We start from the raw sequence: 25,936 nt of genomic DNA, 5'->3' as shown, positions 1-25,936 counted from the left end.
CTCAAAAAAAGACAGCATAAAAACATCAAAATCAACAAAAAATGGACAACGCCATGAAAGCCCAATCTTTTACCACCGAGGTTGAGACACAGGTTCCAGCCGGACAATTTATCTATTCTCGGACTGACCTCAAGGGAAAAATTGTTGAGGCGAATCAGGCTTTCGTGGACATCAGCGGCTATTCACGAGAAGAGATGATTGGCCAGCCTCATAATCTGGTGCGGCATCCTGATATGCCTAGCGAAGCATTTGCTGATATGTGGCGAGACCTGAAATCGGGCAGACCTTGGCGCGGCATTGTGAAAAATCGGCGCAAAGATGGTGGATTTTATTGGGTGGTTGCCAATGCTTCTCCTGTCCGTGAAGAGGGGAAAATTGTCGGTTATCAGTCGGTGCGAACCCGTCCGACGGTTGAAGATGTGATGGCAGCCAAAGCTGCTTATCAACGCCTGCAACAGGGTGATCGTTCTATCCGTGTTTTTCACGGTCGGGTTGTCCCCAAACGTCGTTCCTTATGGGCTTTGTTTTGCTGTTCCGAAGTTCAGCCTTGGCTATTGAGTGGCAGTTGCTTGTTATTTACCGGCTTGTTTTTATTGCGTGTCGTGTTGGGATGGACGTGGTTAGACAAGGTGTTACCCATACTGGCTACCTTGTTGTTGACCATCACCTTATTTTTTATGCTGGTTTTCATGCCAGCATTTCAAAAGGGCTTACAACAACTGACCGATTACCTTGAAACATTGTTGCTATCAGGTGATTTAACCAAACGATTTGACCTACAACGACAAGACCCCCTCGGCATTATTGCCAGAAAAGTCGATCGTTTTGTTTCTTCAGTACAAGCCACCATTCAATGTATGGGAGATGCCGCGCGCCAAGTTCGCGATATTGCCAACGAGGTGGAACAAGGCATGACCCAAGTACACGTTGCGGCACAACAACAGAATATCGCCTGTTCCTCTGCGGCCCATGAAATCAGTGCTGTCACCCGTTCCATCGCCGATGTTGCCAACAGTGCTGGCCACACCTGTCAGGTTTCCGCCTCGGCCAAACAATCCTCTGAGGCAGGTAGTGTGGTAGCACATCAAGCCAGCCAAACCATCGTCTATTTAGCCGATGCAGTGAAAGCGTCAGCGCAACAAGTTGAACAATTAGGGCAAGAGTCGGAAGAAATTTCCCGTATCACAGCAGTGATTAAAGACATTGCTGAACAGACTAATTTATTAGCGTTGAATGCAGCCATTGAAGCGGCAAGAGCCGGCGAAACGGGGCGGGGTTTTGCAGTCGTGGCAGATGAAGTCCGCAAACTCGCAGAACGCACTAGCATGGCGACTGAAGACATTAGCCGCATGGTACAGGCAGTGCAACAAGAAACGGTCAAGGCGGTGGCGGGAATGCGTTCGGGGGCGCAGCATGTAGAACAAGGGGTACAACTGGTTGAACAAGCAAAAGGGGCATTGCATGACATTAACCAAAAAATGCAAACCACGACTGAACGCGTCAGTGAGATTTCATTTTCTGCCCAACAGCAAAATCAAGCCGTTCATACCCTAGAAGAACATTTGGGACAAATTGCGGTAATGACAGAACAAAATCGGGTGGTGGTGTCGTCTACCAGTGACACCGTTGCACACCTAAACAAAATGGTATTGCGTATGGAAAAATCCGTTACGCAATACCGCGTTAAGGGCTAAAACTTATTTCACACCATACACTTGGTCAAACACGCCACCATCTGAGAAATGCGCTGTCTGGTTCTTTGCCCAACCGCCTAAATCGGCAATCGAGAATAGTTTGACCTGCGGGAATGTATTGCGATATTGGGTAGCGACCTGTGGATCGATAGGTCGGTAGTAATTCTGGGCAATCAAGGCTTGTGCCTGTGGGGTGTATAAGAATTTCAAATAGTCCGTCGCCAGCTGTCGTGTGCCTTTTTTATCGACGTTCTTATCAATAATTGCCACTGGCGGCTCGGCCAAAATTGATAGCGAGGGCACCACAATATCAAATTTTTCGGGCCCTAATTCTTTCTTTGCCAAAATGGCTTCGTTTTCCCATGCCAATAACACATCACCAATCCCACGTTCGGTAAAAGTCATGGTTGAACCACGCGCCCCTGTGTCCAGTACCGGAACGTTTTTATAGAGTGCGCGCAAATAGTCTTTTGCTTTTTGTTCGGTGGCCCCCGGCTGTTTTAATGCCCAACCCCACGCAGCTAAATGGTTCCAACGCGCACCACCGGATGTTTTTGGATTAGGGGTAATCACTTGCACCCCAGGCTTGACCAAATCCCCCCAGTCTTTAATCTGTTTGGGATTGCCCTTGCGAACCAGAAAGACAATGGTGGACGTATAAGGAGAGCTGTTATGAGGCAGGCGGCTTTGCCAATTTGCTGGCAACAGCTTAGCTTTTTGGCTAATTTCATCAATATCATACGCCAAGGCCAGCGTGACCACGTCTGCACTTAAGCCATCGATTACCGAACGGGCTTGTTTACCCGAACCGCCGTGGGATTGTTGAATCGTTAAGGTGTCTTTGGTGTTGCGTGCTTGCCAATCTTTGATAAAAGCAGCGTTGATCTCTTTATATAGTTCACGAGTCGGGTCGTAGGACACATTTAAAAGTGTCACTGGCGCGGCCCAAACCGATGAAGACAAACCGACAGCGGCAAGCAACCATGTAAAACGAGTCATGATGTTATCCTTAATTGAGTTGACTCGCCTAGCTTACCCCACCCACAACCAAGTAAAAAATAATAAATAACGCTTCTTTTATTCTCAATTCGTCTATTGATGATATTGACCAAGGGGGATCGGTATTTCAAACACCACACAACAGCCGCCATAATAGCTATCTTCAATCCACACCTTGCCGCCACAACTTTCTACAATACGCCGCACAATCGCCAAACCAATCCCCGTGCCACCACCATCGCGTTCACCAAGGGCATTCGATTGTAAACGCTCAAACACACGAAACACCCTTTCACGATAAGTCGCCTCGATACCCACGCCGTTATCACACACGGTATAGCGGACGCTGTTCACATGACGTTCACCGTGAATGACAATATGCAGTGGTAATATCGGTGGTGTTTTCTCTTGATGGGACGGCTGAGCATGCCGCAGGGCGTTTTCTAAAATCGTTTCGAAAATTTGATTGAGGCGTGGCGTATCAATCCAAACCGCCGGCAACGCTGGATGCACCTCTACCTCGGCATGATATTGCTGTAAAGCAGGGGTCAGACGTTGTAACAATACAGTCAATAATCGATTGACATCCACCTCCACCATTTGACCACGCGGTTGATCGGCGGCCAAATAACGTTCGACATCACGCAATAAATTCTGTTGGCGCCGCGCCTGTTGGCGAATAAAGTTTAAGGAAAACGCCACTTCGGGATCATCCTCAACGCGATTGCCTAGTAGAGAAGTCAAATGATCGGCATACGAGGCAAGACGGCGGGCAGGTTCTTGCAGATGGTGGGCGGTCACTTCAGCGAAGCGTTGTAACTCGGCATTACTACGCGCCAGCTGCGTCATCATCTGTTTTTGCTGGGTAATATCACGGCTGACATGCACCATCCCCATCGCCTGTTCGCCCCATGTCACAGGGGATAATATGACTTCAAACCAGCGTTGTCCTAAGCGATCCTCGACCTCGATACGATGTCCTGTTCCACCTTGATAAATCTGTTGGCACACCGGACAGTCTTGAATCGACAGATGTGAGGCATGTAATACATCATGGCAATGTCGGCCAACACACTCGGCCTCGGATAGATTGAACAACTTACGAGCCGCAGCATTGGTTTGGCGAATTTCACCATTCACATCAATCACCACCGTCGGGTCGGGAATGGCATCGTAGGTTGTGGCGGCATGGGCCATTAACCGGAACGGCCCCGCTAGGGCATATTCCACCAACGCCACATAGATATACCAATAACCAAGAATTTTAAACAAATGGCCAATCAGGTTGGATAAGCCATAGACATCAACATAAAAAGTAAACGCCAACTCGGCAATAATCGTGGCCACAATCGACACTGAAATCAGCGCCACCATGTGAGGATCAAAGCATTTTCGCCGCCAATAGAGGTGTAAACCAGCCAATATCAGCAATAACACGATGATATATTCACTCACGATTTTAAAAGGCGTGAGTCCTTTTCCTTCAATAAAGGCATCGGGAAAATAACCCGACATAATCCATGCCCATACCGCCAGCGCAATCCCTCCCATCGTGGTAATCAGCCAACCACGGTGTAGCGTACGCCCTCCAAACCACGGCACGGCCAATAACAACAGCGCCTGTAAATAACGGGTTGCAACCCAAACTTGGGTGGGTAAATTGGCATCAGTCACGCCGGGATAAATATTCATTCCCTTGTAAACCAAGGTATGAAATAAATCTAAGGCGCCCAACCACAACAAACCGGTACCGAGAAAAAGCAAAAACGGATTACGCGAAAAACCATAGGTATTCCATGCCACGATAAAAGCACTGGTTGCCACTACGATAGACACCAGTTCTGCCACGGTATGGAACAATAAAAAGCTGAAAAAACTTAACGGGATTAACAGCATCACCGCCAGTAGGGGCACAATCGCTCGCCGTCCAATTAGCATGGACTTGAGCGATTGTATAATTTCTGAACCATACCCATTCATTGGTTTTCTTTCACGCTTTCAAGCGTCATTTCCGTCAAATAGGGAATTTCAAAGGTGAAACACGAACCCAAGCCTTCGCCAGCTGATTCCACCCACAATCGCCCACCATGATGTTCAACAATTTTGCGACAAATCGCCAATCCTAAGCCAGTGCCTTCATAGGCCGAGCGAGATTGCAAACGCTGGAACATTTGGAACAAACGTCCGGCTTGCTCCGGCATGATGCCAATTCCATTATCTTGAATCGACACCGACCACATACCATCGCCGACCACTGCCCGGATTTCAATATGTGGCACACGCTCCGCCACACGAAATTTCAAGGCATTACCGATCAGGTTTTGTAACAAACGCAATAGCTCATCCGGACTGGCAAACAGGCGTGGCCATTCACCCTGCACTGTGATCTGTGCGCCCGACTCACGCACCATTGGCTGTAAGAATAACAGCACTTGTTGCAACACCTCTTGGCTTTCTATCCAAACAGGGGGTTCCCCCTTGCGGCCAACACGCGAATATTCCAACAACCCAATTAACATCGCATCTAGGCGTTTTGCACCATCAATCGCAAAATGACAAAATTGTTGTTGGTCTTCATCTAATTGATTACCCAAACTTTGCCGCAGCAATTGCAAATAACTCGAAATCATCCGCAGTGGTTGCCGCATATCGTGAGAAATACTGTAGCTAAATTGCTCTAGCTCAGCATTGGAATGTTCCAACGCATGGGTTTTTTCTTGCAATTCGGCTTCGCTGGCTTTGAGCGCACTGATATCAATTGCGGTCACCGCCACCAAACGCTGTTCGGCTAATTGCACCGGAATGGCATGTAACATCACTGCGATCTGACGGTCTGGTAGCGCAATATTGAGATGGTCAATTGTCGCCAACTGCCCCTGAATGGCCTGAGCCAACAGCCGTTGCAATGCTGCTTGTTGTTCAACCTGCGGCCAACAAGGTAAGTCAACTAAGGTTGCACCCAGCACTCGTTCCCGTTGTCCATGTAAGACAGTTAAAGCCTGCGAATTGACTTCTAATAGCCGCCCATCACTATCAACAATCGCCGCCATCAAACTGGATTGTTCAAATAACGCGCTAAATAAGCCTTGGCGATAGGCCAACGCTTGGTTAGCCTATGCAATTCTGTGCTCATCACGCTTCATCCGCATGATAAACAGCACAAACAGCACCATTAACACCACAGCAAACACCGATACCCATGCCACTTGTCGGTACCAATCGGCCAAATAATCCTCATCCGCCAAAGCCACCTGCACATAAAACGGATATTTTTTCAACACACGAAAACTCGCAAGGCGTGGTCTAGCATCGGTGGAGGCGATAAACCGTAATGAACCTGCGCTCACCCCCGCTTCAATTTGTCGGCGCACCGCATTACTCGGTGGAATCGGTTGATTGATGTCTTGCTCTTGTACGCTGCTATAAGGGGTGCGGAAAATCAGCCGGAAATTATCCGACCGCCGCAGTAAAGCACGCCCTTGATCGCCGACATCCAATTTCGCGAAATCATCGGCCAAATCGTCAAGGTGGAACAGGGCATTCACCACACCGATCAATTCGCCATCAGCGTTACGAATCGCCAGCGATTGCACCAATGCCCACTTTCCTGTGGCACGAGCGATTAACGGGTCAGAAAAGACATAATTTAACGAGGGGTTGGCGCGCAAGCGTTGGAAATGCGGACGATCAGCAATTGAAAACGGGCGCCATTCAGCATCAGAAGACAACAATAATTGACCATCGGCATCAAAAATAAACAACCCTGCTACGGCAGGAAAATCAACAATTAAATTCGCCAGCCGTTTTTGCATTGGCAATAGCGATTCTGAAGGAGTGCGGCTCCATAAGCCTTGGCTACGCACTTCGTCTGCCACAAAAGAAAGAATGCCATCCACACGAGAAAAGTCAGCCGCCACCCGTGTTTCTAAAACCTGCACCAAGTTATCAGTATTGATCTTGGCACTGTTCACGGCCTGTTGATGACTCGCCCACAGGAAATAGACCATTGTGGTAAGAAGACATAGTAAACCAAGGCTAAACGCCAACACCGGTGTCCGCATGGTTTGCATAGGCAAGGAGGATGAAGCAGAAAGTGGTGCCATAACGGTAACCCTAACGCTGCAATAGATTGATGTAAAAGTGAAAAAATAATAGAAAAAAGTTTTTTCACTTTAGAAGATCAGCACTGCGATAACTGACATTATTATACAATCTATCATATTTATATTTTTTGCGAAATCTCAATAAAAAAGCCCTGTTGTGGCACCAACAACAGGGCCTTGCCAACCAATCAGAAAGCCATTTAATTTTGAATCACAATTTTTGGCATCCGGCTCGAATAGTCTCGTGCTTTTTCTCCGACTTTAATTGCCACTTTGCGCGCAATTTGACGGTAGATTTCTGCAATTTTGCCATCTGGATCAGCAACAACCGAGGGCTTGCCTTCATCGGTATGCAATCGGATCGACAAATCCAGCGGCAGTTGACCAATCAACTCCACGCCATATTGCGCTGCCATTTTTTCACCGCCACCGTGGCCAAAAATCGCTTCCGTGTGGCCACATTGCGAACAAATGTGCATCGCCATGTTTTCTACAATGCCCAATACCGGAATATTGACCTTTTCAAACATCTTGAGGCCTTTTTTGGCATCAAGCAGGGCAATATCTTGCGGCGTGGTCACCACAATCGCGCCGGTAACAGGAATTTTTTGTGACAAAGTCAATTGCACATCTCCTGTGCCGGGCGGCAAGTCGATGACTAAATAATCCACCTCATCCCAACGGGTGTCGTTCAGCAGCTGCATTAACGCTTGCGTCACCATCGGCCCACGCCACACCATCGCCTGATCTTCATCCACCAAATAGCCAATCGACATGGTTTGCACACCGTAGTTTTCAACGGGATAGATTGATTTACCATCAGGAGATTCAGGACGACGGCCAGCCAACCCCATCATCAAAGGTTGTGAAGGGCCGTAAATATCAGCATCTAAAATACCAACTCGCGCCCCTTCTGCGGCCAAGGCCAACGCTAAGTTAACCGCCGTGGTCGATTTACCCACCCCACCTTTGCCACTGGAAACAGCAATAATATTTTTCACCCCCGACAACAAAGGCACGCCACGCTGTACGGCATGGCTGACGATCTCGCTTCGCACTGCAACACGCGCTTCACTAATGTCGGTTAACTGCAACAGATGATCGGCGATGTGTTGCTCTAATGTGGCCCACTGGGTTTTTGCCGGATACGGCAACACCACGTCCACTTCGACCACACTGCCTTGTAATTGAATACGGCGAATGGTTTTACCTGTCACCACATCATGGCCGGTATTGGGGTCGATACAGGTTTGCAGATGGTCGCGCAACTGTTGTTCGGTGTAGGTCGCGGTAGGCTGACCTTGTAAAAGTTGTTTAATTTTGGCAAACATGGCTGGGCTCCAAAGTAATATCCGACTATTTTAATCAACTTTTATTCATCCTGACCAGCATCACCGGTCTGGGCCGTGGCTGCGGTATACTTGCGTTTTGACTTCTAACTGTATTCGAGACCGTTACGCCATGACACAACGCAAAATTCTGGTCACCAGCGCCCTTCCTTATGCCAATGGTTCGATTCACCTTGGCCACATGGTTGAACACATCCAAACCGATATTTGGGTACGCTTTCAGAAAATGCGCGGCCATACTTGTCACTATGTTTGTGCGGATGATACTCATGGCACGCCCATTATGTTGGCAGCAGAAAAACAAGGCATCACCCCCGAACAACTGATTGAACGAGTTCATGCTGAACATTTCGCCGATTTCCAAGGTTTTCACATCGGTTACGACAACTATTACAGCACCAACAGCCCCGAAAACCGTCATTACAGTTACGACATTTATCAAAAGCTGCGCGATGCCGGCAAAATCGTCAGCCGCACCATTGAACAGCTCTACGATCCAGAAAAGGGCATGTTTTTACCCGATCGCTTTGTTAAAGGCGAATGTCCGAAATGTCATGCCAAAGACCAATACGGCGATTCATGTGAAGTGTGCGGCGCAACTTATAGCCCCACAGAATTGATTCACCCCTATTCCGCAGTCAGTGGCGCCACGCCGGTCTTACGAGAGTCGGAACATTTCTTCTTCCGTTTAGGGGAATGTGCCGATTTCCTACGGGATTGGACGGCTGGCCACAGCCCCCTCTCTGATGGCCGTGACCAACCCCACTTACAAGCAGAGTCACTCAATAAGATGAATGAGTGGATTGAAGGTGGTTTGCAAGATTGGGATATTTCACGCGACGCGCCTTACTTTGGTTTTGAAATTCCCAACGCCCCCGGCAAGTATTTCTATGTCTGGTTGGATGCACCTATCGGTTACATGGCCAGCTTTAAAGCCTTGTGTGATCGCGAAGGGTTGAATTTCGACGAGTATTTCAAGGCCGATTCAAGCACCGAGCTTTATCATTTCATCGGCAAAGATATTCTTTATTTCCATGCCCTATTCTGGCCAGCCACTTTGCAATACAGCGGCTATCGCACTCCAACCGGCGTTTTCGCACATGGTTTCTTAACCGTTGACGGTCAAAAAATGTCGAAATCGCGCGGCACATTTATCACCGCCCGTAGCTATCTCGATTGTGGTTTGAATCCAGAGTGGATGCGTTATTACATCGCCGCCAAACTCAATAGCAAAATTGAGGATATCGATTTATCGTTGAGCGACTTTGTGGCACGGGTGAACTCAGATTTGGTTGGGAAATTTATCAACATCGCCAGCCGTGCCGCCGGTTTTATCAGCAAGCGCTTTGATGGCAAATTGGCTGCCCAACTCAGTGACAGCAGCTTATTAGATGCCCTCACCGCCCCAGCAGAAAGCTTGGCACACAGCTTTGAACAACGCGAATATGCTCGTGCTTTGCGTGATGTGATGGCCTTGGCCGATCAGGTGAATTTGTATGTCGATGCCAATAAACCGTGGGAATTGGCCCGTCAAGAAGGCATGGAACAACAGCTACAGCAAGTCTGTACCGTGTTAATCAATGCGTTCCGCCTGCTCACGATTTATCTCAAGCCGGTGTTGCCAAAATTGGCCGAACAGGTCGAACAGTTCTTAAATATCGCCCCACTGACTTGGGCAGATAGTCAACAGACATTGCTCGACCATACCATCCAACCTTATCAACATTTAATGCAACGGATTGAACCGAAATTGATTGAACAACTGATTGAAGCCAATAAACAAAGCACCCCTGCTGTCAGCGAAACGGCAGCGGCGAACTACGAACCTATCGCAGACACGATTGCCATTGACGACTTTGCCAAAGTCGATTTGCGCGTTGGTGAGGTGTTAACGTGTCAATATGTCGAAGGTTCGGATAAATTGCTGCAATTTACCGTCAACCTCGGCTTTGAAACCCGCAATATTTTCTCGGGCATCCGTAAAGCCTATGCCGAACCAGAAAAATTAGTCGGTCGTAAGGTGATTGTGGTAGCCAACTTAGCGCCACGCAAAATGCGTTTTGGCGTTTCACAAGGGATGATTGTTTGTGCATCAGGAACCGACGATAACAGCGGTCTGTTCTTGTTAGATGTCGATCAAGGCGCACAACCCGGTATGCGTATCGGTTAACTGTTTTCTCTGAAAATTTTTACAACACTGCGCCAGCGGCTAAACACCGCTGGCAACAGCTTTTAGCGCAATTACACGCGTGGCGCAGCGGCGGTAAATTCTAAAGCTACCGATTCCCCTGCCACCGTTGGATCACTTTCTCCCGTTGCAACCGCAGCCATAGCGGTCATGTCTTCTTGCAAATCCGCTTCAAATTCGCTCACTGGTTTAGCGTTCACCAAACCTTCAGCTTGCACCAAAGCAGCAATTTCTTCTGGTGTCGCTTCCACGGCAACCGGTTCTTGCTGTGCCAAGCCCAAATCAGGGAAAGCCTCCTCCGCTGTCTCATCGACAGACGCAGCCGAAGCCTGTGCCGTAGCAGTGATTTCATCGGCTGCCGCTAAAAAGGCCTCGACTGCTGATGTTTCAGAAGCAGGGGTAGGCATTTCACCGGCTGCTTGCAACATGGCCGCCACTTCTTGCGAGTCTAGCAAGGCGCTATCGCTTGCCACGACAGCCTCTTCATCGTCAAAGGCCACGGGAAATTCTGGGGCAGCGTCGGCTTCTGTCACGGCTTCGACTGGCATATCGCTTGCAATCGACTCAGCAGCAGCGGTCACCTCCGCCATGACCTCAGCGTCAGCACTTGGGTTGTCTTCTACGGCAGGTGCTTCCACCACGTCAGGGGTTTCTGATACCAGACTGGCCATCTCTTCTACCGGTGTTGCAGAGGGTTTGACTGCCGCACCGGACAACAGCGAAGCCAAAGCAGCCACTTCTTGCGAATCTAACACCGCGCTCAGATGTTCTTCTAACAATAACACAGCATCGTTTTCGGCCAATTTCGCCTGATCGATCTCTGCGCGCACGTCTTTGATTTTCTGCACCAACACAAAACACAGCTTCCAAGCATGGCTTGGTGCCGCCGGTTGTTTCCCCAAATCAGCAGAACTGACATCAAGCAAGTCAGCATCCGCATCATAGTCGTTGGGTTGGCGTAGAGAGGTGTTTGGGTCTAGTTCAAGTAAAAGTGCATTCAGTTTTTCAGTCAGGGCAATTGCCGCTTTTTGATAAAAGGCCTCGGTATTGGGCTTCATAGGGATTCACCGCTCTCAAGAAAGTACACGCATGGGCGCATGATTCTCTTCCTGTTTGTGTTCACAGATGCACTCAAACAGGCATCACCTTCCCGACTATCTCTAGAACCCCTCCAGAAATAGCACCGCCGTTACCGGCTGGATTCGCCACGGGTAGAGCAGTTACGGTTGCCAGCCGTTCATCAAAACTGATGAGGTCATCGCAAGGCAAACGCTTACGATACGACAATCATGCCACAGCTGAGAGCGAAAAAAACCCCGATGTGGTGACATCGGGGTTTTTCGGGTCATCAAGCTTAGCTTATTTCATGCCACCCACGGTTTGCAGGGTTTCCCACTTGCCGTCTTTCACTTGGTACACCGTCACAGCACCGTTCACCAAGTCGCCCTTGTCGTCAAACTTGACCTTGCTGGTCACACCAGCATATTCGGTTTCAGCCAGTTTTGGAGCAAACGTAGCCGGATCAACCGAGTCGGCTTTTTTCATCGCATCGACCATCACGCGCACTGCGTCATAGGCATAAGGCGAGTACATTTGCACTTCGCCATACTTGGCTTTGAATTTTTCGTTAAACGAAGCAAACCCCGGCATTTGATCGCGTGGCATACCGATGAAGGAGGCGTAGTGACCTTCGGCAGCTTCGCCAGCCAATTTCAGGAATTCTGGCGAGTAGATCCCGTCAGCACCCAACAATTTGACTTCGATGCCCAATTTCTTCATCTGTTTTGCCAATGGACCGCCCTGAGCGTCCATCCCACCAAAGAACACCAGATCAGGCTTCGCAGCTTTGATAGACGTCAAAATCGCCATAAAGTCGGTGGCGGTGTTAGAGGTGAACTCACGCTTCACCACTTTCGCACCTTTGGCCTCGGCAGCCTTCACGAATTCGTCAGCAATCCCTTGACCATAGGCAGTGCGGTCATCAATCACCGCCACATTTTTCACTTTGAGGCTTTCTACCGCAAAGTTACCCAACGATGCGCCTTGTTGCACATCGTTTGCCACCACACGGTAAGCGGTCTTGAAACCTTGCTGGGTGTAAGCAGGGTTGGTAGAGGAAGGCGAAATTTGTGGAATGCCCGCGTCAGCATAAATTTTCGATGCTGGGATGGTGGTACCGGAATTCAAGTGACCAATCACGCCCACCACTTTTTTGTCCACCAAGCGTTGTGCCACTTGGGTTGCAATTTTCGGGTCGGCTTGGTCATCTTCAGACACCAACTCCAGACGCACTTTTTTGCCACCGATGGTTAACCCTTCGGCATTAATCTCGTCCACCGCCAAACGGGCACCGGACTCGTTATCTTTCCCTAAGTGGGCAATCGGGCCAGTCAATGGTGCAACACTACCGATCAGAACGGTGGTTTCTTCAGCAGGCGCTGCCGCAGCAGGTGCCGGAGCCGCAGCATCGGCGGCAGGCTTAGGGGCCTCGGATTTACCGCAGGCGGACAACGCTAATACAGCAGAGGCAATCAGGGTTAAACGAGCATACTTCATGGGGACATCCTTCACGTGAGCTTAAGGGAACGGGGATGATTATTATGAGTGCTTTGCCAGACTGTCAATCACATTGCCACATATGCCTTTAGCTTAACTTACCACCCAATTCGGGTTGCCGACGTTCGATAAATAGGCTGCAACCACTGGTTTTTTTCGCCACTTTTTTCGCTTCGGCGGCAACAGCAGAAATATCACGGTGTGAATGATAGAGCGTTGGTTCAATCCGAATCGCACCAATTGATAATGCCGTCAAGGGTAAAAAAGCACTCTCACCATTGCGCTGCACCGCTAAAAATCCACCAAGATCTAAATGTTCTGGCCGGAAAAAACGTTTCACCTGTTGTTCAAAAGCCGCCAAAATCCCACGGCAACGGGCTTCCCAATCGTCACTGCGAAATAACACAATAAAATCATCACCACCGACATGGCCGACAAAATCCTGATTAGGGTCGGCATGTTCTAATAACAGATGGCCGGTAAATTGAATCAATTCATCGCCTTGACTAAAACCGTATAAATCATTAAACGGTTTAAAGTGATCTAAATCACAATAAGCAACCGTGAATAACCGCCCTGTCAGTAACTCTTGGTCAATCGCTTCGTTAATCGGCACATTCCCGGGCAACCCTGTCAGTGGATTGGCATGACGGGCAGCACGAATTTGGATTTCGTTGATTTTTTTCATCAAGTCAAAGCCCGTTCCCATGCCGAGATAACGCCCTTGATCGGTGATGATAAAGCCATCAATCAAGTAACGGCGTTCTGCCGCCACCACAATGCTCGACAAGGTTTGAATACTCATCGAAGCGTCAACAATCAAGGGTTTAGGATCCATCATCCCAGCACAGGGTTTTTTCGCATATAGCTCGCGGCTAAACGGGCGTGCAAAGGTTTCGAGCACATGATGTCGCCGCAACAAACCGACTGGTCGGCCATCATCCACCACCGGAATAGCGAACAAATCGGCATCTTCGGCAAATAAGCGATAGGCGGTGTCAGCTGGAGCATGTGAAGCAAGGGTATCCACCGCCACCAATAAATCCCCCGCTCGATCTGCCGTTACAATGATTAAATTGCTTTCTTGCTGGCCAAAAGGACTGTGTTGGTGATGACGGATTTGAAACTGACGAGCAGGTAAGGCCGATGGTTTACCGAAAAAATAGCCCTGCCCAAAATTGACGCCAAGGTCACGCAGGGTTTGATATTCAGCTTGGGTTTCCACGCCTTCGGCCACCACATGGCAACCATTATGCTCAGCAAGTTGAATAATACTGGTTAAAAAGTGCCGATGAATCGGGTTTTCGTCGATGTTTTGGATAAAAAACTTATCCAGCTTCACAAAATCAGGGGAAATTTCTGCCCAACTACGCAGATTGGAAAAACCTTCACCCAAATCATCTAATGCCACTCGTAAACCCTGTTGACGATAAGCATGTAAACGATTGCGTAAAGTTTCAAATTGACCAAAGGGTCGGCTTTCGGTCAACTCAATAATTAAACGCTGTGGGGATAGCCCCTGTTTGAGCAACTGTGGCACCAATCGGTCTGGGTGAAAAGACTCAGTTTGTACCGTATCCGGCCCCAAATTAATCGACAGCGACCCCTTCAAATCGAGTTCAACAAAGCGTTCGAGCACGGCGGCAAAGCAAGTTCGCTCGAGCGCTTGCGTCATATTGCAGCGACCTGCGACTTCAAATAAATCCTGCGGCGAATACAAACGGCTTGATGCCGGGCCGCGAATTAGGCCCTCGTAACCGATGATAGAGGAGGTGGAAAAATCGACAATCGGTTGAAACACGGGTGTCAGACGCTCGCCCTCGATGATGGCAATCAGTTCGCCAATCAACGCAGGTTCAAGTTTTTCGGGGAGAGAAGATTGAGGCAGTTCACGGGTAAGCATGTTGACAACCCTTATCGCAAGGCAGTGAGCTAAGGGATACAGTGTAGCGAGTGATGATGAATTTTTTTTGACAGGTCATTCGCAGTACCTGAAATTTGAGAAAAAATTTCAAAATCAGCGTAAACCAGCGGAAACAACAATATAATGCTTTTACATCGCTGCCAAACTGTGACCAAGACCATGCCTACTTTTCGTCTGTCGTTGTTTGCCCCCTGTTGGCATACCCTGCTGATGTTAGGTGCGGGACTGTTGTTCTGTTTCGGCCACAGCCTAGCTAATCCAGCCCCGTCTCCGCCTCCAGCAAACAGCCCCCTCCATCGTTTCGTACTGCAACTGAAATGGCAACACCAATTTCAGTTTGCAGGCTATTACGCCGCCGTACAAAAAGGCTTTTATCGCGAAGCGGGTTTAGAAGTACAACTGGTTGAGGCCACCCCCGATACCGATGTGGTCAAAGAAGTGTTAGCGGGTCATGCTGATTTTGGGATTAGCAGCACCAGTTTGTTACCGCTGCGAGCCCAAGGGCATCCGGTGGTAGCGATGGCAGCCATCTTTCAGCACTCAGCACAAATTTTTATCACACGGCCAGTGCCCAGCAGTGACGACCGCCCTGGAGTGTTTCCCAATTTGCACGGCAAAAAGGTCATGATCGAATCACATGCAGATGAACTGTATGCCTATTTACAGCGAGAAAAAATTGATATTGGCACCATGACACCGGTGGCGCATAACTTTGGTATCCGCGCCTTCACCGAAGACCGCGTCGCCGCCATGTCGGGCTATCTGACAGATGAACCCTTTTTGTTACAACAACAAGGTGAGCCTTTTCAGGTGTTTAACCCACGTCATGTCGGCATTGATTTTTATGGCGAGATTTTGTTCACCACCGAAGACACTATTGCCAATTACCCAAAACAAGTCGAGGCCTTTCGTAAGGCTAGCTTAAAAGGTTGGGAATATGCTCTCAATCATCCAGAAGAAGTGATCCAGTGGTTACAACAACGCTATCAAACGCAAAAATCGGCAGCGCATTTGCGCTTTGAACACCAAAAAATGCAAGAGTTGATTCAACCGGACTTAATCGAAGTCGGCCACATGCACCAAGGGCGGTGGCAACACATTGCCCGCACCTATGCCGACCTAAATATGCTGCCAGCCAAGTTTTCACTAGACGGCTTTCTCTATCACCCGCCAGTCAAAGAAACCCTACCGACTTGGTTACGCTACACCATTGCCGGCGGGGTATTGTGCATGGTGTTAGGGCTGTTTGCTGTGGCGTATATTTTGCGCTTGAACCGCGAGTTAGCCGGACAAATTGCCACCAGCCAACACATTGAAGCCGCCCGCCTCCGCGATCAAGGCCGCATCCACGCTGCGAATGAACGTTTACAAGGCATGATGACGCATCTACCGATTGCGCTGGCGTTGGTCAATGCGGATACCCAACAATTTATTTTATTAAATCCAAAATTTGTTGCGACCTTTGGCTATCAACGAGAACAACTGCAAGACATGGCCACTTTTTGGGCGCAATGTGCGCCTGAACGCAGCAGCTATCTGCAAGAATATTGGCAACAACAAATCAGCAATGTCATTCGGCATGGTGGGGAAATTCCACCGTTTGAATTTCATGCCCAACACCCAAACGGACAACAAGCCATTTTGCAATGTCACATGGTGCAATTTGACGATTGGCAGCTGATTGCCTTTGTCGATTTAAGTGAACAAAAACGCTTGGAATCGCGCTTGCAATATATGGCGTTACATGACGAACTGACCGGTTTAGCCAACCGTACCTTATTGCGCGAACAGGTGGAACAGGCAATTCATCATGCAAAACGGCATCAATCCATGCACTTTGCGGTATTATTTATCGACTTGGATGGTTTTAAAGCAGTGAATGATGAGGCAGGCCACGCCATTGGCGATGAGGTGTTAAAAGAGGCGGCGCAGCGTATTAAACAGAGTTTACGGGCCAGCGATCAGCCAGCCCGCTTGGGCGGGGATGAGTTTGCGGTGATTTTGCATGATATCCAACGACCAGAAGATGCGCTCACCGTGGCACAACATGTGCTAGATGTCTTGAAACAACCCTATCCGGTGGGAGAACGCGAGTTTGATTTAAGTGCCAGCATCGGCATCGCGCTGTATCCAGATCATGCCACCGAAGTCAAAGCCTTGTTACATGCAGCGGATGATGCCATGTATCAAGTGAAACGCAATGGTAAAAACCAATGCCAACTGGCACAAAATCGTGCCCAACCGTCTGTTTCAATCTAAAGGAAAACAGCTATGGAAGTGATGGTGTTGCTGGCTCTTGCTGTGGTCATCGTATTGGCCAAAGCGATCAAAGTGGTTCCTCAACAGACCGCTTTTGTGGTCGAGCGTCTCGGCCGTTTTCACGCAGTGTTATCGCCGGGCTTAAATATCATCATTCCTTTTGTGGATCGCTTGGCCTATCGCCATTCTCTGAAAGAAATTCCGTTAGATGTACCGAGCCAAATTTGCATTACTCGCGACAATACACAATTGACAGTGGATGGCATTTTGTATTTTCAGGTCACCGATCCACAACGCGCCAGCTATGGCAGCAGCGACTATATTCTTGCAATCACTCAGTTGGCACAAACCACGCTGCGTTCAGTGATCGGGCGCATGGAATTAGATAAAACCTTTGAAGAACGGGATGAAATCAACCGTGCAGTGGTGGCGGCATTGGATGAAGCGGCAATCACGTGGGGCGTGAAAGTATTGCGTTATGAAATTAAAGACCTTGTGCCACCCAAAGAAATTTTGCACTCGATGCAACAACAAATCACTGCCGAGCGCGAAAAGCGCGCCCTGATTGCTTCTAGCGAAGGTCGCAAACAAGAGCAAATTAACTTAGCCACTGGTGAGCGCGAAGCCGCGATTCGTAAATCGGAAGGCGAACAACAATCGTTAATCAATCAATCGGAGGGTGAAAAACAAGCACGGATTAATAAAGCCATGGGGGATGCTGAAGCCATTCGCTTAGTCGCAGCAGCCAACGCCGAGGCCATCGCCAAAGTCGCACAAGCGTTACAACAAAACGGCGGCATTGAAGCAGTCAATTGGAAAGTGGCCGAACAATATGTTCAGGCTTTCTCACAATTGGCCAAAGAAAGTAACACACTCATTATTCCTGCTAATACGGCAGATGTGGCGGGGATTGTCGCCACAGCACTCAACACTATTAAAGCAAGCACTGACCCTCACTTGCCAAGGCTGTGAGCTTGCGAGGATAATCGTTCACTATGAAATTTCTCTCCGACCTCTTTCCGGTCATCCTGTTTTTTGCTGCGTTTTACCTCACCCGCGACATGTTTATTGCAACGGGTGTTGCCATTGTCGCGACCTGTTTACAAGTCGGTATCACTTGGCTACGAACTCGGCGCGTTGAAACCATGCAATGGGTCTCTCTGGCGTTAATGTTGGTGCTCGGTGGTGCAACACTGTTGTTGCACAATAAAGCTTTTATTATGTGGAAACCCACCGTCCTCTATTGGTTGATGGGCCTTGGCCTTGGCTTTGCCCATTGGGTCTTGCGGCGGCAACCTTTACGCGCCATGTTAGGTCAACACCTCAACCTGCCTGATCCGCTGTGGTCGCGTTTGACGCTGGCGTGGGTGGGCTTTTTCTTGGCCATGGGCGGCTTAAATCTGTTTGTGGCGTATCAGTTCAGTGAAGAAATCTGGGTCAATTTCAAGCTATTTGGTGGCATGGGATTGATGTTTGCTTTTGTGTTGGCACAAGGTGTTGTGCTGGCACGTTATATGGAAGACGATAAAACGTGATGTTGTATATGATCTTGGGGAAAGATGTCCCCGACTCACTCGCGCAACGTTTAGCAAGCCGGCCAGCGCATCTGGCACGTCTGCAAGCGCTACAAACCGAAGGCCGCTTAATCATGGCTGGCCCGTTACCGGCAATTGATAGCCCCGATCCGGGTGCAGCAGGGTTTACGGGTAGCCTGATTGTGGCGGAGTTTCCTTCTTTGATCGACGCCCAAGCATGGGCTGATGCCGACCCTTACTTAGCTGCTGGCGTGTATGCTTCCGTCGAGGTCAAGCCTTTTAAAAAGGTTTTGCCCTAATGGATGTCGCACAAGAAATCCATCAGCGTCTGACCGTATTACAGCCAGAGTTGTGCGATCTCGATGATGATAGCGCTGCCCATCAGGGCCATGCCGGTGCGGCAGGCGGGGGCGGGCACTATACCTTAACGATTGTCAGCGCTGCTTTTGTTGGTAAAAACCGCGTTGCCCGCCATCGCCAAGTGTATGACTTGTTGCAGGACTTAATGCCGCATACTATCCATGCCCTAGCGCTTAAAACCTATGCACCTGGTGAAATTTAACACTGGTCGTTGCTTTTTTCTGAATTTGTCTTAAAGGACCTGATATGCGTCTGACTCAAATCGCTGCTTTATGTTTGGCTGCCAGTTTAAGCACGGCGGCCTTCGCTAACGATAAAGTGGCCGCAGTCGTCAATGGCACAGAGATTCCACAAGCGGAATTAGATGCGTTTGCTCAACAAGTGGTAAATAGCAGCGGTGGACGGGTCAAAGATTCGCCAGAATTGCGTGCCGAGCTGAAGCAACAGATGATTAACCGCACAGTCATCTTGCAAGAAGCCAACCGCCGTGGCTTAGAAAAAACCCCTGAATTCAAAAATCGGATGGAAATTTTCCGCAAAGACTTGTTACAACAAGCTTTGTTTGAAGATATTGCCAAACAAAACCCTGTGACAGAAGCACAAGTCAAAACCGAATACGACCGCATCAAAGCCCGTTTAGCGGGACAAAAAGAAATGCGCGCACGTCAAATCGTGTTGAACAGCGAAGCTGAAGCACAAGAAGTCATTGCCCAACTCAAAAAAGGCGGCAAGTTTGACGAATTGGCCAAACAAAAATCGAAAGATCCTGCAGCAAAACGCACTGGCGGTGAAATGGGCTGGGTCAACCTCGGCGCAGTCCCACCACAGTTAGCCGATGCCCTCAAAGCCTTGGGTAAAAACCAAGTGAGCAGCCAAGCCTTGCGCTCTGACGTTGGCTTCCATGTCTTTAAAGTAGAAGACATCCGCGATGCAAAAGTGCCAACTTTTGAAGAAGTGCGCCCACAGCTGCAACGTCAAATGCAAAGTGCACAAATCGAGAAAGTGTTAATCGAGCTGCGCAACAAAGCAAAAATCCAGTAAGCTAATCTCGTTTTGTTGATCTCAATGGCCCGTATCAACGGGCCGTTTTCTCATAAGAAAATCTCTCTATGCGTAATCTGTTTTCAAAAACTGTTCTTGCGGCTGTCCTTGCTGTTGGCTGTAGTGCTTCCGTCTTCGCCGCAAATAATACTGTTGCCACTGTCAATGGCATGGCTATCCCACAGGCACGTGCCGAAGCCATGATGCGTCAATTAACCAGCCAAGGTCAGCCAGACACCGCCGAAGTGCGTGCGATGGTGCGTGATGAACTGATCATGACCGAGTTGTTGCGCCAGCAGGCGACACAAAAAGGCTTGGATAAAACAGCGGAATACAAAGCAGAGTTAGAAGGCTTATCTGCTCGTTTATTAGCCAATATGTATGTGCGTAACTGGGTTCGCACCAATCCTATCGGCGAAGCCGAATTGCGCACCCGCTATGAACGCTTAAAAGCACAAATGGCACAAAAAGAGTATCACCCACGCCATATTTTGGTTGCCACTGAAGCAGAGGCGGTTGCTTTGTTGGAAGACCTGAAAAAAGGCAAACGCTTTGATGAATTGGCAAAAGCCAAGTCATTAGACGCCGGTAGCAAAGAAAAAGGCGGCGATTTGGGCTGGATGATGCCCAATGTGCTCGACCAAGCTTTTGCTGCAGCCATGATGAAGCTCGAACGCGGACAAATCACGGCAACGCCGGTCAAGAGCCAGTTTGGTTGGCATATTATTCAGTTGGGTGATGTTCGCGACAGCGAATTCCCACCATTAGAAGGCATCCGTGCCCAACTGACACAACAAATTCAGAATGAGCGTCTGCAAGGACATCTCAACCAGCTGAAACAAACAGCCAAAGTGAATTGATATGCGGCAGCAACCACGCTGCCAACTTGATTGAAAAAAGCGACAGTGGAATGGATAAACTGTCGCTTTTTTGTTTTTTGTCATACTGTGAAACACGAATTTATATTATTTTTTGTTTTATTTGAAAAATACTCGTGCAATACCTCATTTTCTTTTCTTTTCGCATCATGTCATTTTTGTAGATGGTCGTTATAATCGTTGCAGCCAGATTCTTTCGCTAAGGAACCGCCGTGAGCTTCGTCAACACTTTGCAAGATATTTCTGTTGTGCTGGTTGAACCCTCTCTGATTCAAGCACGCTTAATTCAGGAGCATTTAGCAAAACAAGGCGTCGTCATGGTGAGGCATGTTTGTCAGGGACAAGAAGCCTTAGTCGAACTAGAACGCGCCCCTGTCGATCTACTGATCAGTGCCATGTATCTACCTGATATGTCGGGCTCTGATTTAATTACACAAATCCGTGAAGCACCGTTTCTTGCCGATCTCGCTTTTATTCTGATTTCTAGTGAAACCCGCCCACAGGTGTTAGAACCTGTCCGTCAATCCGGCGCCTCGGCCATCTTGCCTAAGCCGTTCACTGATTTTCAACTGGCCACCGCGCTGCGTGCCACCCTCGAATATATCGCCCCCACCAACAATGCCCTACCCATCGAGCTTGATTTTGATGCACTGAGGGTGTTGATTGTGGATGACAGCCGTTCGGCGCGGCATTTTATCCGCCATGTCTTTGAACAGCTAAAAATTCAAAACTTTTTTGAAGCCGGCAACGGCAAAGAAGCCGTCGCGGTATTGTCAGAAAATTATGTCGATCTTGTTGTCACCGACTACAACATGCCGGAAATGGACGGGCGAGCCTTGGTCGAATATATCCGTCAACAAAGCTGGCAGGCTTCCGTACCGGTGTTGATGGTATCAAGTGAGCAAGACGAAAGCCGGCTAGCAGCCGTCGAACAAGCCGGCGTATCAGCTATTTTTGATAAGCCGTTTGATCCATCGCGTGTTCGTGAATTGGTGGTGCAAGTGTTAACCTCGGGCGGCTAAACGGGTATGGCGTGCTGTAACAACAATTGCACACGCCGTTGCCCCCGAAATTCGTTGACCTGTAATTGATAAACCGCTTGGATGACATTGGGCAAGGGGTCGGGGTGATTGAAAAAAATCGCATCCCACGTTTGGTTAGCAAAGCCCAAGCTCAGTTTACGATGTTTCTCGGCAACCACGCGCTGTGCAAGCACAGTAAATTCACCACTAAATAACGGTGGCGGAAAACCTTGCCCCCAAATCAAACTGTCTAACTGTTCTGCTTGTTGTAAAGTCATGTCCTCTGCCAACAAAGCACCATCAGTTTCAATACGGCGAGTGAGATGGTATTCATCCAGCCATAGTTGCGCGACTTCTTCAAAGGCAGCAGCAAAACGTGGAAAATCTTGTTCGCGTAGCGCCACCCCCGCCGCCATTGCATGGCCACCAAAGCGTTGAATTAAGTCGGGATAGCGTTTGGCAATCCAATCCACGGCATCGCGCAAATGAAAGCCCGGAATAGAACGACCCGAGCCTTTAATTTGATCGTCATCAGCAGGAGCAAACACAAAGCAAGGCCGGTGGAAACGTTCACGCAAGCGCGCAGCCACAATTCCTACCACTCCCTGATGCCAGTCATCACGAAACATCGCTACGCTATAGCGGCTGTCGTCTAGGTTGTCTGGCAAAGCCGCTAATGCTTCTTGCTGCATCCCCCCTTCAATTTGCCGCCGTTCACGGTTGAGTTCGTCAAGTTGTTGCGCCAGTTGTTGTGCGCGAAGTCGATCATCCGTTAATAAACATTCAATTCCCACGCTCATATCGTCTAATCGACCTGCGGCATTCAAGCGCGGGCCAAGGGTAAAGCCCAAGTCAAAGGCACTGGCACGACCCAGCTGGCGGCCACTGACTTCAAATAGAGCCCGAATCCCCTCGGCACACTGTCCTTGTCGCATACGCAACAAACCTTGTTGTACCAAAATACGGTTGTTCGCATCCAAACGCACCACATCAGCCACCGTGCCAAGGGCAACCAAGTCTAACCATTGCGCCAGATTGGGTTCTGGCCGTGTCGCAAATGCACCACGCTGTCGCAACTCGGCACGCAATGCCATCAACACATAAAACATCACCCCCACCCCAGCCAAATGTTTGCTAGGGAAGGGACAGCCGGTTTGATTGGGGTTGACAATCAATGTCGTGGGGACTTGCTCACCCGGTAAGTGATGATCGGTAATCAGGACTTCTAAGCCCAAACGATGGGCGTGCTCCACCCCGTCCACACTGGCAATCCCATTATCCACAGTCAACAATAGCTGCGGCTTGGGTTGGCAAACACGCAAGGCAAGGTCAACAATTTCGGGAGTCAGTCCATAGCCATATTCAAAACGATTGGGGACCAGATAATTAACCTGTGCCCCCATCGCACGCAAACCACGCACCGCACAGGCACACGCCGTTGCACCATCGGCATCATAGTCAGCGATCACGGTCAGGGTTTGCTGAGCAGCAATTGCATCTGCCAACCGCCGCGCCATCGCTTCGATATTGTGCAGATCGTGGAATGGGACGAGATGATTCAAGCGCGTTTCTAGCTCGGCACGGTCTTGCACCCCTCGGGCAGCAAAAATCCGCGCCAGCAACGGCGATATCCCCTGTTGTTGTAATCGCGTTGCGCTTTCTGGCACTGGACGTACCACAATATCCGACATGGCCTCGTTCCTATTCTGCAGAAAATACCGTCAGGGGGCGTGGCCGCCGCCAAATTTGCCAGCGCATACCGGCGGTGAGCTGTGCCACAAAACCGTTATGGTCTGGTGCAATCAAGGTAAGACGGGATAATTGGCCGCTCGACCACGCTTGCCATGCCGGTGCAAACCAGTTTTCTTCCAAGATGGCCATACGTTGCAACCATTGATAGACGTCCTCATAACGCGCTGGACAATCGAGGCTATCTAACTCCACTAAAACCTCAGCCTGTTCCGGCCAAGTCGATACTGCCGCCGCATAGTCGTATGGTGCGCTATCGAGTGGGGTATGGCTAAGTTGTGCCAATGCCGCCAAAACCGGTTGCTCGGTGGCAATATGAGAAAAATTGGGTTTGGCCACCTGTGTAGGCAACGGCGTTGTTTCTCCCCAAAACCAGACGCTATTTAATGCTGGTTCACCCTGTTGTTCACGTTGTTGATTCACAGGATGTTCAAACCACAACATCTGGACTTCGTTGAGATAGCGTGACCAACGCTTACCCTCGGCCCCCGTCGGCATCGCCTGCCGCATGTCACGCAAAATGGCCTGTTGCAATGGGGTGAATACCGCCTGTGGTGGTGCCGCAAGGTGGACATACCAGCGATCAGGCGTGGGCGTCAAAAACCGCATCCCTTCGGTGGCAAAGCTGGCATTTAATGTGGCCGCCAATGCTTCAGCCTCAGCCAAAGAGAAGGTCAACACATCCGGCCCCACCAGCCGCATTCCCTCTTGGGTGATCTGAACATGCACAGGATCGGCCCGCAGATAATAGCCGTCCTTAATTGACAGCCCATCGTAATGGGCAGAGAGCGCCACCTCCGGCACATCAGAGACACCAAACCAAGTTTGGTAATACTCTGCCCGTGAGCGGGAGACAGGTTGTAGCTGACTGCGGCCCAAACAACGCGCCAACCACGGCGCTTCAAGATGGCGATACACCGCAGCCGCATCATCATGCGGCCACGACAAGCCGGGGATCAATAGCGTTAAAGCACGCATTAGGCGACAGTCACCTTAGCAAATTTACGTTTACCCACTTGGAACACCGTGCAAGTTCCACTCACCAATTGCAACCCCTTATCGCTCACCCGTTCACCGTCGGCTTTAACCGCACCTTGGTCAATCATCCGCAACGCTTCCGACGTGCTGGCGACCAAACCAGCTTCTTTTAATAAACGTGCAATCGCAATCTGTCCCTCTTCGGCAGTAACCGTGATTTCAGGGAGGTCATCTGGAATCGCATTTTTCTGGAAACGCGCTTCAAAATCGGCCAAAGCCGCATCCGCAGCCGCTTGATCGTGGAAACGCGCCACCAATTCTTGCGCCAGCATCACTTTAGCATCGCGAGGATTGCGGCCGGCTTCAACTTCTGCTTTCAAAGTGGCAATGTCTTGGGTCGAACGCAGCGACAGCAAATCAAACCAGCGCCACATCAAGGTGTCAGACACCGACATGGTTTTACCAAAAATTTCGTTCGCCGGTTCTGACACACCGATGTAGTTGCCCAACGATTTAGACATCTTGTTAACGCCATCCAAACCTTCTAGCAACGGCATCATGATCACACACTGCGGCTTTTGCCCGTGTTGTTGTTGTAGGGTACGCCCCATCAGCAAATTAAATTTCTGATCGGTGCCGCCCAACTCAATGTCTGCCTTCATCGCCACCGAATCATAGCCTTGCATCAGTGGATACATAAATTCATGAATTGAGATTGGCTGATTGCTGTGAAAACGCTTGTGGAAATCATCACGTTCCAACATCCGCGCCACCGTTGTACTGGCGGCCAGTTTCAACATGCCATCTGCCCCCAACTGACCTAGCCAATGTGAGTTAAAACAAATTTCGGTTTTTTCTGGATCAAGAATTTTGAACACTTGTTCCGCATAGGTTTTGGCATTCGCCTGTACCTGCTCGGGTGTCAGCGGTGGGCGGGTGGTGTTTTTGCCAGAAGGGTCACCAATCATGCCGGTAAAGTCACCAATCAAAAACATGATGTGATGGCCCATGTCTTGTAGTTGGCGCATTTTGGTTAACACCACGGTGTGACCCAAATGTAAATCAGGTGCCGTCGGGTCAAAGCCAGCTTTGACTCGTAATGGGCGGTTTTCTTGTAACTTGGCCACCAATTCGGCTTCAATCAATACTTCATCTGCACCACGACGAATGATGTCGAGGTTCGCTTGTAATGCTTCATTCATAATGTGTTGTCCTAAATCACTTAACCATAGCCAAGCATTTGTTTTCTTTTGAATATCTGCCAGTCACGCTAGTTTCACCGATGGCAGCTTTCTGCTAGG

General features: G+C 49.3%; 21 protein-coding genes. 10 read left to right on the top strand and 11 right to left on the bottom strand.

Features of this window, described 5'->3' with window-relative positions:
* The first annotated feature begins 53 nt into the window (after positions 1-53).
* Positions 54-1,694 (top strand): methyl-accepting chemotaxis protein, encoded by a 1,641-nt coding sequence (locus ACYVJG_RS05075; RefSeq protein ID WP_460430089.1) that lies wholly within the window; start codon positions 54-56, stop codon positions 1,692-1,694.
* 3 nt (positions 1,695-1,697) lie between these two features.
* Here the strand turns inward: ACYVJG_RS05075 and ACYVJG_RS05070 are convergent, their stop codons facing one another.
* The 5 genes from ACYVJG_RS05070 to apbC all read right to left on the bottom strand — a co-directional run bounded on the left by ACYVJG_RS05070 (position 1,698) and on the right by apbC (position 8,127).
* A complete protein-coding gene (locus ACYVJG_RS05070) occupies positions 1,698-2,693 on the bottom strand; it encodes a sulfate ABC transporter substrate-binding protein (protein ID WP_460430088.1) in 996 nt (331 codons plus the stop codon).
* A 93-nt stretch (positions 2,694-2,786) separates the two neighbouring features.
* Positions 2,787-4,631, bottom strand: a complete 1,845-nt coding sequence (locus tag ACYVJG_RS05065) for an MASE3 domain-containing protein (RefSeq protein WP_460430087.1) — start codon at positions 4,629-4,631, stop codon at positions 2,787-2,789.
* 38 nt (positions 4,632-4,669) lie between these two features.
* A complete protein-coding gene (locus ACYVJG_RS05060) occupies positions 4,670-5,794 on the bottom strand; it encodes a sensor histidine kinase (RefSeq protein WP_460430086.1) in 1,125 nt (374 codons plus the stop codon).
* A gap of 12 nt (positions 5,795-5,806) precedes the next feature.
* Positions 5,807-6,796, bottom strand: coding sequence for a cache domain-containing protein (locus ACYVJG_RS05055; RefSeq protein ID WP_460430085.1), 990 nt, complete (start codon positions 6,794-6,796; stop codon positions 5,807-5,809).
* 200 nt (positions 6,797-6,996) lie between these two features.
* On the bottom strand, positions 6,997-8,127 hold the full coding sequence (gene apbC, locus ACYVJG_RS05050) for an iron-sulfur cluster carrier protein ApbC (RefSeq protein WP_460430084.1): 1,131 nt from the start codon (positions 8,125-8,127) through the stop codon (positions 6,997-6,999).
* Between the two features lie 130 nt (positions 8,128-8,257).
* Between apbC and metG the strand changes: the two genes are divergently transcribed.
* Positions 8,258-10,315 (top strand): methionine--tRNA ligase, encoded by a 2,058-nt coding sequence (gene metG / locus ACYVJG_RS05045; protein ID WP_460430083.1) that lies wholly within the window; start codon positions 8,258-8,260, stop codon positions 10,313-10,315.
* A gap of 71 nt (positions 10,316-10,386) precedes the next feature.
* Here the strand turns inward: metG and ACYVJG_RS05040 are convergent, their stop codons facing one another.
* The 3 genes from ACYVJG_RS05040 to ACYVJG_RS05030 all read right to left on the bottom strand — a co-directional run bounded on the left by ACYVJG_RS05040 (position 10,387) and on the right by ACYVJG_RS05030 (position 14,792).
* Entirely contained in the window at positions 10,387-11,391 is a 1,005-nt protein-coding gene (locus ACYVJG_RS05040) for a hypothetical protein (protein ID WP_460430082.1), read from the bottom strand.
* Positions 11,392-11,692: 301 nt separating this feature from the next.
* On the bottom strand, positions 11,693-12,889 hold the full coding sequence (locus tag ACYVJG_RS05035; protein ID WP_460430081.1) for a branched-chain amino acid ABC transporter substrate-binding protein: 1,197 nt from the start codon (positions 12,887-12,889) through the stop codon (positions 11,693-11,695).
* An 88-nt stretch (positions 12,890-12,977) separates the two neighbouring features.
* A complete protein-coding gene (locus ACYVJG_RS05030; protein WP_460430080.1) occupies positions 12,978-14,792 on the bottom strand; it encodes a GGDEF domain-containing protein in 1,815 nt (604 codons plus the stop codon).
* 180 nt (positions 14,793-14,972) lie between these two features.
* Here ACYVJG_RS05030 and ACYVJG_RS05025 point away from each other — a divergent pair, with 180 nt between their 5' ends.
* The 8 genes from ACYVJG_RS05025 to ACYVJG_RS04990 all read left to right on the top strand — a co-directional run bounded on the left by ACYVJG_RS05025 (position 14,973) and on the right by ACYVJG_RS04990 (position 21,908).
* Positions 14,973-17,072 carry a diguanylate cyclase domain-containing protein gene (locus ACYVJG_RS05025; RefSeq protein WP_460430079.1) on the top strand — a complete coding sequence of 700 codons (2,100 nt, stop codon included), beginning with the start codon at positions 14,973-14,975 and terminating at the stop codon, positions 17,070-17,072.
* Between the two features lie 12 nt (positions 17,073-17,084).
* On the top strand, positions 17,085-18,044 hold the full coding sequence (locus ACYVJG_RS05020) for an SPFH domain-containing protein (RefSeq protein ID WP_460430078.1): 960 nt from the start codon (positions 17,085-17,087) through the stop codon (positions 18,042-18,044).
* A 23-nt stretch (positions 18,045-18,067) separates the two neighbouring features.
* Entirely contained in the window at positions 18,068-18,607 is a 540-nt protein-coding gene (locus ACYVJG_RS05015; RefSeq protein ID WP_460430077.1) for a septation protein A, read from the top strand.
* Positions 18,607-18,906 carry a YciI family protein gene (locus tag ACYVJG_RS05010; protein WP_460430076.1) on the top strand — a complete coding sequence of 100 codons (300 nt, stop codon included), beginning with the start codon at positions 18,607-18,609 and terminating at the stop codon, positions 18,904-18,906. The genes ACYVJG_RS05015 and ACYVJG_RS05010 overlap by 1 nt, the downstream gene beginning before the upstream one ends.
* Positions 18,906-19,169 (top strand): BolA family protein, encoded by a 264-nt coding sequence (locus tag ACYVJG_RS05005; RefSeq protein WP_460430075.1) that lies wholly within the window; start codon positions 18,906-18,908, stop codon positions 19,167-19,169. The genes ACYVJG_RS05010 and ACYVJG_RS05005 overlap by 1 nt, the downstream gene beginning before the upstream one ends.
* A 44-nt stretch (positions 19,170-19,213) precedes the next feature.
* On the top strand, positions 19,214-20,008 hold the full coding sequence (locus tag ACYVJG_RS05000) for a peptidylprolyl isomerase (RefSeq protein ID WP_460430074.1): 795 nt from the start codon (positions 19,214-19,216) through the stop codon (positions 20,006-20,008).
* A gap of 68 nt (positions 20,009-20,076) precedes the next feature.
* Complete coding sequence (locus tag ACYVJG_RS04995) at positions 20,077-20,868, top strand: peptidylprolyl isomerase (RefSeq protein ID WP_460430073.1); 792 nt, start codon at positions 20,077-20,079, stop codon at positions 20,866-20,868.
* Between the two features lie 230 nt (positions 20,869-21,098).
* The gene (locus ACYVJG_RS04990; RefSeq protein WP_460430072.1) at positions 21,099-21,908 is read left to right on the top strand and encodes a response regulator; all 810 of its coding nucleotides are present in this window, start codon (positions 21,099-21,101) and stop codon (positions 21,906-21,908) included.
* On the opposite strand, the gene recJ is transcribed toward ACYVJG_RS04990, so the two are convergent.
* From recJ to tyrS, 3 genes are read right to left on the bottom strand one after another with little or no spacing between them, the layout of a single operon-like run.
* Positions 21,905-23,599: a single-stranded-DNA-specific exonuclease RecJ gene (recJ, locus tag ACYVJG_RS04985; RefSeq protein WP_460430071.1), complete on the bottom strand. Its 1,695-nt coding sequence runs from the start codon at positions 23,597-23,599 to the stop codon at positions 21,905-21,907. The two genes, ACYVJG_RS04990 and recJ, sit on opposite strands and share 4 nt — an antisense overlap.
* Positions 23,600-23,609: 10 nt before the next feature.
* Positions 23,610-24,635, bottom strand: coding sequence for a hypothetical protein (locus ACYVJG_RS04980; RefSeq protein ID WP_460430070.1), 1,026 nt, complete (start codon positions 24,633-24,635; stop codon positions 23,610-23,612).
* A complete protein-coding gene (gene tyrS, locus ACYVJG_RS04975) occupies positions 24,635-25,837 on the bottom strand; it encodes a tyrosine--tRNA ligase (RefSeq protein ID WP_460430069.1) in 1,203 nt (400 codons plus the stop codon). Before tyrS ends, ACYVJG_RS04980 begins: the two co-directional genes overlap by 1 nt.
* Between the last annotated feature and the right edge of the window lie 99 nt (positions 25,838-25,936).

The sequence above is a fragment of the Aquaspirillum soli genome, assembly GCF_054781915.1.
Note: the sequence above shows the minus strand (reverse complement) of the source record. Positions and strands in the feature narration are given on the sequence as shown.